This is a genomic window from Aquimarina sp. KJ22-3, from assembly GCF_055808215.1.
In genome coordinates, this window is sequence record NZ_CM147859.1 from 763,300 (window position 1) to 775,669 (window position 12,370).

A 12,370-nucleotide genomic window follows, 5' to 3' on the forward strand; every position below is an offset into this window, starting at 1 on the left:
ATATTAATCTTTTACAATCTGTTTTGGACTCCCTTTTTCATCAATTTCCCAAACGTTGAAAGTACCATCTCCATCAAAATCAACCACCGCAGTAGCTCTAGCTTTAAAATTTGAAACAGAAGCTTCGATAATTTCATAACTATAATTGGCAGTACCGCCACTTTTGACTGTGGTTGGAGCTTCATAATTGATTTCCGAAAAGTCCAAAGAGTATTTGGAGTTCAGGAATCGATACTGGGTTTGCATATTGCTGATGGTCTTTAACTGTATTTTTGCCTCTTGAGCCTTGGCTTGCGCAATCAATGGCAAAAAGTTGGGTAATGCGATGAGTAATAAGATCCCAATAATGGCCAATACCAATAACATTTCCTGAAGATTAAAAGCTTTAAGCTTGTATATCTTGGCGTTCATAACTAGTGTTTTAATAAATTTAGGAGGAGACAGCTGACAAAAATATACTTTTTCGTTTATTAAAGGTTGCATTTATAATACAAATGTTACCCTCAAAAGTGTAATTTTTTTTAATTCCTTGCTTTTATAAGGCTTTTGGAGAGTGTGTGTAGTTAAAAACCTGTGGTTTTATGTAGCTAATTGAACGACAATTACTTTGCTGTTCTTTTTAAGATGAACTTAACATTACAGATTTGATGGTTTGATGATCTTTTGAATAAGATTTAATAGCAAATTTTAGGATTCTCCTTTTAAATTGTACATTAGCGAAACCTCAAAAACCATAAATATGTCAGAATTTTGGCTTTACATAAAGCTTGGCTTTAGTCATGTGCTGGATTGGACCGCATATGATCATATACTTTTTCTAATCGTTCTGATCGTTGGGTATACCTTTGATAATTGGAAAAGAATATTATTGCTAGTTACCTTATTTACTGTAGGACATACAATTTCTCTCTTTTTGGCAGCCTACAATGTGGTTGCTGTAAATTCAAGACTTATAGAATTTTTAATTCCAGTTACGATTCTGCTTACAGCTTTGTATAATGTTTTTACTTCAAAATCGGGTTCCAAAAATGATAAAGTATTCATTTTGTATGGTGCTACGTTGTTTTTTGGGCTCATACACGGATTTGGTTTTTCAACTTATTTTAAAGCAATTAGCAGTAATACAAGTTCAAAAATTTTACCACTTATCGAATTTGCTTTAGGAGTGGAAGCGGCGCAAGTTGTCATTGTGTTTTTTGTGCTGATAGTAAGTTTTGTCTTCGTATCATTACTCCGATTTTCAAAACGCGAATGGATTTTGATTGCATCTTCAGTAGTTATAGGAATGGTAATCCCTATGCTTGTTGAAAATAAAATTTGGTAATTAAGTAATGTTTAGGGTTGTATTTGCCACATGGTAATAATATATTCGTATTTTGAATGTTAAGCTAATACAAGTCGTTCTACCCTATGTCTAAAAAAAACAACTGAAGTATGATAAAGCCTACTTACGAATTGCTAGAGAATGGGGGAAATTATCGCATTGTGAGAGAAAAAAGTTGGTGCGGTTATTGTAAAAGATAGAATGATAATCTCGGATGGATTTAACGGGACCCCAACAGGTTTTGAAAATCCATGCGAAGATGAAGAAGGATATACAAAGTGGTATGTGCTGCATGCGGAGGCTAATGCAATTCTAAAAGTCGCCTCTTCTACGCAGTCTTGTAAAGGAGCAACCTTGTACATTACATTATCGCCATGTAAGGAATGTAGTAAATTGATTCACCAAGCTGGGATTAAAAGGGTGGTGTATCAAGTGGCATATAAAGATGATTCCGGGCTTGCTTTTCTTGCTAAAGCCGGAGTAGAAATAGAACAGATTACGGATTTAGAAGATTAATGGGATATTCAAAAAAATACTTGCCCTTGTTTTTAGGAGTAGCTGTGGGAGTGGGTGTGTTTTTAGGGAGCAAACTGGATTTCAGTAGCAACCCTTCTGCCAAATTATTTGCTTCTAATGCAAAAAAAGAAAAACTCAATCGGTTGATTGATTACATCGACTATGAATATGTAGATGAAATCAATACCGATAGTATTGTCGATGTTACTGTAAATAGAATTCTTGAAAATTTAGACCCTCATTCCGTGTACATACCTCCAGAAGAATTGGAAGGAATCACAGAAAGTATGCAAGGCGATTTTATTGGAATTGGAGTTACTTATTATCCATTTAGAGATACCATTTCTGTGATCAATACCATCAAAGGAGGACCTAGTGAGCAATCTGGAATCAAGGCGGGTGATCGAATTCTTATGGCCGATAATGATACCTTGTATGGAGAAAGTTTGTTAAGAGATCGACTAGCAGATAAATTAAAGGGTGAAATTAACAGTCAGGTACAACTCAAAGTGTTTCGTAAAGGGACGGGAGTGTTTGATGTTTTGGTCAAGCGAGGAAGAGTACCTTTGAAAAGCGTTGATGCGGCCTATATGTTATCTGATAATATGGGATACATTAAGGTGAATCGATTTGCTGAAACTACCTACAAGGAATTCAAAACAGAGTTAGATCGTTTAAAAGATAAAGATGTAGAATCACTGGTTGTTGATTTAAGAGATAATGGAGGTGGTTTTATTGCTCCAGCCCTTAGAATGGCCGACGAGTTTCTGGAAGACGATGTGCTTATTATGTTTACGAAGAATAAAAAGGGCGCCATCGAAAACAATTATGCAACACAGAAAGGAGATTTTGAAAAAGGGAAAATATATGTGTTGATTAATGAAAACTCGGCCTCTGCTAGTGAAATTTTTGCTGGGGCCATACAAGATAACGATCGAGGTGTCATTGTAGGAAGACGCTCTTATGGAAAAGGCTTGGTGCAGCGAGAGATGGCCTTGGGAGATGGGAGTGCTGTACGACTTACCATTTCCAGATATTACACGCCAACGGGTAGGTCTATCCAAAAACCATATGGAAACGGGAATAAAGAATATTTTAACGAGTATCTTACTCGATATAAAAATGGAGAGATGATTAGTGCTGATAGTATTAAAGTTGCAGATTCTCTGAAATTTAAAACTCCTGGAGGTAAAGTAGTATATGGTGGAGGAGGAATTATCCCAGATATATTTGTGAGTAAAGATACCACCAGAGTTGGAGAGACGTTAAACTATCTATTGCGTTCGGGGCGAATGGGACGCTATGTATTTGAGGAATTAGATAAGAAAAGAATCTTTTATAACGGACTCTCAGAACAACAGTTTAACGAAGAGGTTGAAATTGATGACGAATTTGCTGAAGGATTTATGGTGTTTTCTCGTAGAATTGGAGTAGAAATAGAATTAGAAAATTATCGAGATCAGTTGAAAAAATATTTGAAGGCAACGATGGCACAGCAATTATTTGGAACCAATGCTTTTGAGAAAATTATTAATAAAGACGACGCTATGATTAAAAAGGTGTTATCGCTTTCTGAAAATGACTAATTCATCTCTATCTCTATGTCAGAATTAAAAGAATATCTTGTTGCTATTGCAGTGTGTTCTCCGCTTTTTTTCTTTATCATAGCGGTTGCGTTTCGATTACTCGATAACAGTGCATCCATCTTTTTGAAGCACGATATACTGGTCGATACTTCGTATGTCTCTGCCGATGTAATTCGTGAACATATGAAAAGTTCAAACGATGCTCAGCTCAAAAAATCATTAAAAAGAGCACTGTTGTGCAGGAAGCTGCATAATTTTTTCATGATCCTTATGGTGATCTCTATACCTCCTGTTATTATCGCTTGTTTTTTCTTGTTCTAAATATAAGGTTTAAGCTACTTGCTCTTTTCCTGAATTTTTTTAGAAACCAGTAAAATAAGCATCAAAATGATAACACATGCCGATGCAAATATGCCAACAAGTGCAGTTTTGCTTTCTTCTTCAAATAAATTATTGAAATCCAAATGGAAGATATTGAAAATGAGTAATCCTGCAGCAATGGCAATTAGTGAATATATAAAATACTTCAAAATTTAATGTATTTAATAAGGTAAAACGAATGGTTAAAACAACCCTTTAATATTAGTAGCAAATAGCTTAACCGCAATAGCTAATAATATGACTCCAAAAATCTTTCGAACCACATTGATCCCCTGTTTTCCCAGAACCTTTTCAATTCTTCCAGAAGACTTAAGTACGACATAGACAAAGATAATATTAATGACAATAGCAATTACAATATTGATAGGTTGATACTCTGCTCTTAGTGATAAAATAGAGGTCATAGTACCTGCTCCGGCAATTAACGGAAAAGCCAAAGGAACCACTGCAGCAGTCTCTGGGGCGTCATCTTTATACAATTGCACGCCCAAAATCATTTCTAAAGCAATAAAGAACAAGATAAAAGATCCGGCAACCGCAAAAGAATTCACATCAATTCCAATCAGGTTTAGGATTTCTTTTCCTATAAATAAAAAAACAATCATAAGTAAGCCTGCTACGATAGAGGCTTTTTCACTTTGAATATGACCTACCTTTTTACGTAAGTCAATAATGATAGGGATGCTTCCTATGATATCAATGACCGCAAATAAGATCATGCTGGCTGTCAAAATTTCTTTTAAATCAAAGTTCATAAGTTGATGGTTTCAAAATTTGTGCAAATGTAAACAGTCTTAATTTAATAAAGGTATTATAAAAAGGTGAATAATTTGTAAAATTATAAGCTATTAAAAGTATCTTAGCGCCATGTTTCAGTTAGGAAAAACTATAGTTTCAGAGGATATTGTAGAGAAAGATTTTGTTTGTAATCTTTCTGCTTGTAAAGGGATATGTTGTGTAGCGGGTGAGGCAGGAGCTCCCTTGGAAGAAGCTGAAATTGAGAAGCTGGAAGAAGTGTATCCGATAATCAAACCTTATTTACGAAAAGAAGGTATAGCGGCTGTTGAAAGTCAAGGAGTGTATATTAAAACGGCTAATAACGACCTTGAAACGCCTTTGGTTAATGGTGCAGAATGTGCCTATGTTGTTTTTGATGATCGTGGGACTGCTTCTTGCGCTATCGAACAAGCTTATAATGAAGGTAAGGTGGATTGGAAAAAACCTATCTCATGCCATCTGTATCCAGTAAGGGTGCAGGAGTACACAGAGTTTGCAGCGGTGAATTATCATAAATGGGAAATATGCGATGATGCGTGTACTTTAGGGAAAGAGCTAAAAGTACCCGTCTACAAGTTCGTAAAAGAGGCGCTGATCAGAAAATTTGGAGAGGATTGGTATATGGAATTAGAAAAAGTTGCCGAAGGGCTGAAAAAGTAATTCCGAGATCCAAAATTCACTACAATTTCAAATTATTTTCAACTTTTTTTGTTAAAATTTCACTTAGAACTAGGTTACGGTTATCCCGTAAACCGATGATTTGGTGAACCAGAGTTTTTGTAGGTGAAAACGGTGTGAATAAGTGTGAAAATGGGACTTCCCGGGGTTGCTAACAGGGCTGTTGATATCTTTTTCAAAGTCTTGCAATGACTTGATATACAGTTATTTAATTTTATTTTTGGTTTTGTTTAACGAGAAGGGGTAATCTGGCTCGTGTTGAAAACTTTGTTGAAAACGTTTATTAACTTTTAGTAGAACATCTTCCCTATTTTTTGATCTTTGTAAGACCCTTTAGAAACAAAAAATCGTCAAGAAAAGTTAAAAAAATTAAGATGAGTGCTGTAGAACCAATTTTGCAAGAAAATAAAGACCGATTTGTAATTTTTCCAATTCAACATCATGATATTTGGGAATGGTACAAGAAATCTGAAGCTAGTTTTTGGACTGCTGAAGAAATAGATTTACACCAGGATATTACAGATTGGGGTACAAAGCTTACTGATGATGAGCGTTATTTTATTAAGCATATTTTGGCCTTTTTTGCAGCTTCAGACGGAATTGTAAATGAGAATTTGGCAGAGAATTTTGTAAACGAAGTTCAATATAGTGAAGCTAAATTCTTTTACGGATTTCAAATCATGATGGAAAACATCCATTCTGAAACCTATTCTTTACTTATAGATACCTATGTTAAGGACGAAAAAGAAAAGGATATTCTTTTTAAGGCGATAGAAAATTTCCCTGCAATCAAGAAGAAGGCAGATTGGGCGTTACAATGGATCGAGTCTGATTCGTTTGCGGAGCGTTTAATTGCTTTTGCAGCAGTAGAAGGAATTTTCTTCTCTGGAGCATTTTGTTCTATTTTCTGGTTAAAGAAAAGAGGGTTAATGCCAGGTCTTACTTTTTCTAACGAATTGATTTCAAGAGACGAAGGAGTACATTGTGATTTTGCAGTTCACTTGCATAACAACCACTTGGTGAATAAGGTGCCTAAAGATAGAATCAGACACATTCTTATCGATGCACTAAATATCGAAAGAGAGTTTATTACAGAATCACTTCCGGTAAGTTTAATTGGGATGAATGCGAAGTTAATGACGCAATATCTTGAATTTGTTACGGATAGATTATTAGTAGAACTAGGTTGTGAAAAAGAGTATGGAACTTCAAATCCATTTGATTTTATGGATATGATTTCATTACAAGGGAAAACAAACTTCTTTGAAAAGCGAGTTTCAGAATACCAAAAAGCTGGAGTGCTTAACAAAGATGATGAGAACAATAAAATAAGTTTTGACGCTGATTTTTAATCGTTAAAAATCGATCAGAATTAAGATATATTCATTCTGAGCTAGTCAAAAACGTTTCTTCTGTTTAAATCGATTAGCTCAGTTTGATAAAGTTCGATAACAAGAACTTACACAAAAAAAGGGACGAAAGTCAGTCAATTTAGAATATAGTATCAGATAAATTCTGTTCAATATGAATGGAGTTCACTAGATCTCACGCTTTAATGTTGATCATTAAGGAGGGTAATATTTTTTGATTTTCGAATTAGGAATATAAGTAACACAAATTAACATCAATTTCTTCGCAAAGAAGAAAGTTTTAAAAACCAAAAGACAGTATGTATGTAGTAAAAAGAGATGGGCGCAAAGAACCAATTATGTTCGACAAGATTACCGCAAGGGTAAGAAAATTATGTTATGGACTAAATCAACTAGTTGACCCCGTGAAGGTGGCGATGAGGGTGATAGAAGGATTATATGATGGAGTAACAACTAGTGAGTTAGATAATCTTGCTGCCGAAATAGCAGCGACGATGACAATAACGCACCCTGATTATGCGAAACTTGCCGCACGTATCTCTGTCTCTAACTTACATAAAAACACTAAGAAAACATTTTCTGAAGTGGTGACTGATCTTTATGAGTATGTCAACCCAAGAACAGAAAAGAAAGCGCCTTTGATCTCTGATGAAGTATACGAAGTGATCATGGCGAACAAAGAAAAATTAGATTCTACGATTATTTACAATCGTGATTTTGGATATGATTATTTTGGTTTTAAAACATTAGAGCGTTCATATTTATTAAAGATCAACGGTAAAATTGCGGAGCGTCCACAGCATATGTTGATGAGGGTTTCTATCGGTATCCATTTAAATGATTTGGATGCTGCTATCGAGACTTATGAGTTGATGTCGAAAAAATACTTTACACATGCTACGCCAACGTTATTCAATTCGGGAACACCAAAACCACAGATGTCTTCATGTTTCTTATTGACAATGAAAGATGATAGCATCGATGGTATTTATGATACTTTAAAACAAACTGCAAAAATTTCGCAGTCAGCGGGAGGAATAGGATTGTCTATCCATAATATCCGTGCTACGGGATCTTATATTGCAGGAACTAACGGTACTTCGAATGGAATTGTACCAATGTTAAGAGTGTATAACGACACTGCTCGTTACGTAGACCAAGGAGGAGGAAAGAGAAAAGGATCGTTTGCGATCTATGTGGAGCCATGGCATGCGGATATTTTTGATTTCTTGGACTTAAAAAAGAACCACGGTAAAGAAGAAATGCGTGCTCGTGATTTATTCTATGCAATGTGGGTTCCGGATCTGTTTATGAAGAGAGTACAGGATGATGCAGAATGGACATTAATGTGTCCTAATGAGTGCCCTGGATTATTTGATATCCATAGCGACGAGTTTGAAGAAACGTATACTCGTTATGAGAAAGAAGGAAAAGGTCGAAGAACCATTAAGGCAAGAGAGTTGTGGGAGAAGATTTTGGAATCTCAGATAGAAACAGGGACACCTTATATGTTGTATAAGGATGCTGCGAACCGCAAATCAAATCAGCAAAACTTAGGAACTATTCGTTCTTCTAATTTATGTACTGAGATTTTGGAGTACACAAGCGAGGATGAAGTAGCGGTATGTAACCTGGCTTCTATCGCATTGCCAATGTTTGTTAAGAACGGAAAGTTTGATCATAAAGAACTGTTTAGAATTACAAAACGAGTTACTAAAAACTTGAACAGAGTAATCGATCGTAATTACTATCCGGTTAAAGAAGCAGAAAACTCTAACATGCGCCATCGTCCTGTAGGGTTAGGGGTGCAAGGATTAGCAGATACTTTTATCCAGTTGCGTTTACCATTTACCAGTGATGAGGCTAAAAAATTGAATCAAGAGATTTTTGAAACCTTGTACTTTGCTGCGGTAACTGCTTCTATGGAAGAAGCCAAAGCGGATGGTCCATACCAGAGTTATGAAGGGTCTCCAATCTCTAAAGGAGAATTCCAGTACAACCTATGGGGAATTAAAGATGAAGAATTAAGTGGTCGTTGGGACTGGGCAAAGTTGCGTAAGCAAGTGCTTAAAAATGGAGTGCGTAACTCCTTATTAGTAGCGCCAATGCCAACAGCATCTACATCTCAAATTCTTGGGAATAATGAGGCATTTGAACCATATACAAGTAATATTTATACAAGACGTGTGTTGTCTGGAGAGTTTATCGTAGTAAACAAGCACTTACTAGAAGATTTAGTGAAGCTAGGATTATGGAATGATAATTTAAAAGATGCCATTATGCGTGCTAATGGATCTGTTCAGAATATCGATATTATTCCGCAAGATCTTAAAGAATTGTATAAGACTGTTTGGGAAATGAGTATGAAAGACATTATCGATATGTCTCGTCATAGAGGATACTTTATCGATCAGTCTCAGTCATTGAACTTGTTCATGGAAGGAGCTACAATGGCAAAACTAACTTCAATGCATTTCTATGCCTGGAAAAGCGGCTTAAAAACAGGAATGTATTACCTGAGAACAAAATCTGCGGTAGATGCGATTAAGTTTACGCTTAAAAACGATAAGAAAGAAGAACCACAAGCCGAAAAAGTAGCCGTAGCCGCTGCACAAGTAATGGAAGCACAAGCAGCTAAGGAGCAACCAGCACAAGATCCTGTAACACCAGAGGGAACTTCGCTATCTCCAGAGGAGCTAAGAGCACTAATAGCTCAGGCCAAAGAAGGCGAAGGAGATGATTGTTTAATGTGTGGGTCTTAAGACCTAGATTTATATAGAGAAAGGGGAGTGTTTACTCCCCTTTTAAATGAGATAAATGTTCTTGACATTGAGTTGAAATATTTAACTCAATCATAAGGCAATTGAAATTTAATATAGTAGTAATGGAATAAAAATATAGCAGAGGGATAAAAAACTATATAAATGAAAAAGGGACGCGTGAACATCCCTAATTTGTTATCTTAATTTTTTTCAGATTGGAGGTCCGTAAACTATTAAGAGGAGAAGATATGAGGAAACCTCACCTTCTTATTTTGTTATAGCCAAATGTACAAGATTCGATTCTTCTAAACAAGTTAAAATATTCACTAAAAATTGTTTTTTTAACTGTTATCAGCTGATTTTATTGAGATTAACAATGTTGATAACTTAATTTAAATGAAATGAAGAATTACAGAATTTCTTTAAACCAAATAGCTGACTTTTCTAAGTCAAGCGAGGCGAGAAAAAAAGGTATAATAAGACAACAAAAAAAACCAAATACCTTTAGAGTGGCATGGTATCAATTAGCTAGATCTAGATTTAAAAAATCTATTTCCCTTAATGGTGATTTAAATCCTGTTTTAAATGGGATTAAAGAACTAACAGAGAGGAAACCGGAAAAACCGAGGCAAATCAATGATCGAATAGTTTCTTTGGAAGCTATGCGGAGATTTATACAGATTCAATTACCATCATTGATTCAAGCTCCTTTAGAAGTTATTAAGAATGTAGATTCGAAGTCAATTATTATGAATGGAGTTCAAGTAATTGTTTCGCCGGATGTAATTTTTAAACTTAATATTGAAGGGAAAAAATATTTAGGAGCGGTTAAAATTCACATTTCAAAAAACAATGTTTTTGATAATCAACAATCTCGTTATGTGTCTAGTACTATTTACAGATATTTACGAGAAGTAGTTGAGGATGATGATTGTGAAGTTTTACCAGAGTTATGCCTTTCTATAGATGTTTTTGGAGAAAGAGTGGTATCAGTTCCGCGGAACATCAAAAAATGTTTAGATGAAATTGAAGTTCTTTGTGAAGAGGTAAAAACTCTTTGGGAAGTAGCATAGAATTTATTTAAACTCATAAAGGGAAGTATTAAAGGGTGCTTCCCTTTTTTGTATATTCGAACTTTCTTTTAAAAATATGATGAATTGGGAACAGCTCTTATCCTTAAAACGATATGGAGATAAAAATAAAAGACTACGCAAAGAACAGGATGAAACCCGATTAGGATTCGAAGTAGATTATGATCGTATCATTTTCTCGTCGGCCTTTAGAAGTTTACAGGATAAAACGCAGGTAATACCACTCTCTAAAACTAGCTTTGTGCATACCCGATTGACACATAGTTTAGAGGTCTCGGTAGTAGGAAGATCTTTGGGAAGAGTAGTAGGAAAAAAGATTCTGGAAAAACATCCGCATCTCTCTACAATACATGGATATCAGTTTAATGATTTTGGGGCAATTGTAGCGGCGGCTGCTTTGGCACATGATATAGGGAATCCACCGTTTGGGCACTCGGGAGAAAAAGCAATAGGTGAGTATTTTAAAACAGGAAGAGGGCAACAATACAAAGAACAGCTTACTCCAAAACAATATCAGGATTTGATTGATTTTGAAGGTAATGCAAATGGGTTTAAGATTCTAACCGAATCCCGTGAAGGCATCGAGGGCGGGTTGCGCTTGTCTTATGCCACCTTGGGAGCTTTTATGAAATACCCTAAAGCTTCGTTACCCAAAAAGCCAACATCTCATATTGCGCATAAGAAATATGGTTTTTTTCAGAATGAAAAGATCTTCTTTGATGAAGTAGCCGGAGAAGTGGGTTTACTGAAACAAAACATCAAAGGGGAAACTACTTATAGCAGGCATCCGTTAACGTATTTGGTGGAGGCTGCTGATGATATTTGTTATACGATTATCGATTTTGAAGATGGGATCAATCTAGGGCTCATACAAGAAGAATATGCCTTAGAGTATTTGATCAAATTGGTAAAGGAAACCATTAACACAACAAAGTATAACCAACTTACAACTACTGCAGATCGATTGGGGTATTTAAGATCTTTGGCAATCAATACATTGATACAAGAGGCGGCAAGTATTTTTATAGATAACGAAGAGAAAATCTTATCGGGTACTTTTGATACTGCATTGATAGATAAGAGTAAATATGATGCCCAAATTAATGATATCATTAAGATTAGTATAGATAAGATTTATCAAAGTCAGGAAGTCACCGAAAAAGAGATCGCGGGATATGAGATCTTAGCTACATTGCTTGATCAATATTGCGTAGCCGCAGATCGATATAATGCTGGAGAAGCTTCCAATTACGACAAGCTGATTTTAAGAGCCGAAGGTCATAACTTTGATTATCAAAATGAAGAGGTATATACAAGATTGATCAGCATTAGTAATTTTGTAGCAAGCCTTACCGATGGAAATGCTTTATTAAAATTTCAGAAGATAAAAGGGCTAAAAATATAGCATCTGTAAACCAACAGATGCTATATTTTTAAATATTTACAGTGGTAAACTAAAGTTTTTCATAACCAAATTCTGTGATGAATCCTTCATCGTCGTATTTGATAGTAAGTTTATTATCTACAAGAGTAAAAGTAGCGATATCAACAAAAGTTTCTCCTTCGTCGGTATAAGTTAATGTAAGCACGTTGTCTTCTTGTTTCCATGTTCCTGAGTACTGGCCATCGATTTGACAATCTGTATTAACAGGAGCATACGAAATCTCGGTAAACAATTGGGTAGTAAATTCGATTGTGGATCGTTTTTCGCAGTCTGTGATGGTCATGACTTCTCCCTGTTGACTAAAAGAAACTTGTCCCCACTTTGCGAGTAGTTCAGAATTTATTTCAGGAGTATCATTGTCGTTGTCGTCACTTCCACAAGAAAATAGAGTAACAATCATTAGTAGGCATAAAGATAGATGTAGTTTTTTCATAATAGATA

General features: G+C 35.4%; 12 protein-coding genes and 1 pseudogene. 9 read left to right on the forward strand and 4 right to left on the reverse strand.

Features of this window, described 5'->3' with window-relative positions:
• Nucleotides 1–3: 3 nt before the first annotated feature.
• Nucleotides 4–411: a prepilin-type N-terminal cleavage/methylation domain-containing protein gene (locus tag AC0L3Q_RS03170; protein ID WP_473285060.1), complete on the reverse strand. Its 408-nt coding sequence runs from the start codon at nt 409–411 to the stop codon at nt 4–6.
• Nucleotides 412–739: 328 nt separating this feature from the next.
• Between AC0L3Q_RS03170 and AC0L3Q_RS03175 the strand changes: the two genes are divergently transcribed.
• The 4 genes and pseudogenes from AC0L3Q_RS03175 to AC0L3Q_RS03190 all read left to right on the forward strand — a co-directional run bounded on the left by AC0L3Q_RS03175 (nt 740) and on the right by AC0L3Q_RS03190 (nt 3,747).
• Nucleotides 740–1,324 (forward strand): HupE/UreJ family protein, encoded by a 585-nt coding sequence (locus AC0L3Q_RS03175; protein WP_473285062.1) that lies wholly within the window; start codon nt 740–742, stop codon nt 1,322–1,324.
• Between the two features lie 103 nt (nt 1,325–1,427).
• Nucleotides 1,428–1,840, forward strand: a pseudogene (locus tag AC0L3Q_RS03180) (deoxycytidylate deaminase).
• A complete protein-coding gene (locus AC0L3Q_RS03185; protein WP_473285064.1) occupies nt 1,840–3,426 on the forward strand; it encodes a S41 family peptidase in 1,587 nt (528 codons plus the stop codon). Before AC0L3Q_RS03180 ends, AC0L3Q_RS03185 begins: the two are co-directional and overlap by 1 nt.
• Before the next feature lie 15 nt (nt 3,427–3,441).
• A complete protein-coding gene (locus AC0L3Q_RS03190; protein WP_073315774.1) occupies nt 3,442–3,747 on the forward strand; it encodes a hypothetical protein in 306 nt (101 codons plus the stop codon).
• 14 nt (nt 3,748–3,761) lie between these two features.
• On the opposite strand, the gene AC0L3Q_RS03195 is transcribed toward AC0L3Q_RS03190, so the two are convergent.
• Nucleotides 3,762–3,956 (reverse strand): hypothetical protein, encoded by a 195-nt coding sequence (locus AC0L3Q_RS03195; RefSeq protein WP_473285066.1) that lies wholly within the window; start codon nt 3,954–3,956, stop codon nt 3,762–3,764.
• Nucleotides 3,957–3,989: 33 nt separating this feature from the next.
• Complete coding sequence (locus AC0L3Q_RS03200; protein WP_073315772.1) at nt 3,990–4,562, reverse strand: MarC family protein; 573 nt, start codon at nt 4,560–4,562, stop codon at nt 3,990–3,992.
• 112 nt (nt 4,563–4,674) lie between these two features.
• On the opposite strand from AC0L3Q_RS03200, the gene AC0L3Q_RS03205 reads away from it, so the two are divergent.
• The 5 genes from AC0L3Q_RS03205 to AC0L3Q_RS03225 all read left to right on the forward strand — a co-directional run bounded on the left by AC0L3Q_RS03205 (nt 4,675) and on the right by AC0L3Q_RS03225 (nt 11,890).
• Nucleotides 4,675–5,244, forward strand: a complete 570-nt coding sequence (locus tag AC0L3Q_RS03205; protein ID WP_473285068.1) for a DUF3109 family protein — start codon at nt 4,675–4,677, stop codon at nt 5,242–5,244.
• A gap of 392 nt (nt 5,245–5,636) precedes the next feature.
• Complete coding sequence (locus AC0L3Q_RS03210; protein WP_473285070.1) at nt 5,637–6,614, forward strand: ribonucleotide-diphosphate reductase subunit beta; 978 nt, start codon at nt 5,637–5,639, stop codon at nt 6,612–6,614.
• A gap of 317 nt (nt 6,615–6,931) precedes the next feature.
• Nucleotides 6,932–9,394, forward strand: a complete 2,463-nt coding sequence (locus AC0L3Q_RS03215) for a ribonucleoside-diphosphate reductase subunit alpha (protein ID WP_473285072.1) — start codon at nt 6,932–6,934, stop codon at nt 9,392–9,394.
• Nucleotides 9,395–9,795: 401 nt separating this feature from the next.
• On the forward strand, nt 9,796–10,467 hold the full coding sequence (locus tag AC0L3Q_RS03220) for a hypothetical protein (RefSeq protein WP_473285074.1): 672 nt from the start codon (nt 9,796–9,798) through the stop codon (nt 10,465–10,467).
• 79 nt (nt 10,468–10,546) lie between these two features.
• A complete protein-coding gene (locus AC0L3Q_RS03225) occupies nt 10,547–11,890 on the forward strand; it encodes a deoxyguanosinetriphosphate triphosphohydrolase (protein WP_473287043.1) in 1,344 nt (447 codons plus the stop codon).
• A gap of 49 nt (nt 11,891–11,939) precedes the next feature.
• Here AC0L3Q_RS03225 and AC0L3Q_RS03230 read toward each other — a convergent pair whose 3' ends face one another.
• Nucleotides 11,940–12,362: a lipocalin-like domain-containing protein gene (locus tag AC0L3Q_RS03230; protein WP_473285076.1), complete on the reverse strand. Its 423-nt coding sequence runs from the start codon at nt 12,360–12,362 to the stop codon at nt 11,940–11,942.
• Nucleotides 12,363–12,370: the final 8 nt, after the last annotated feature.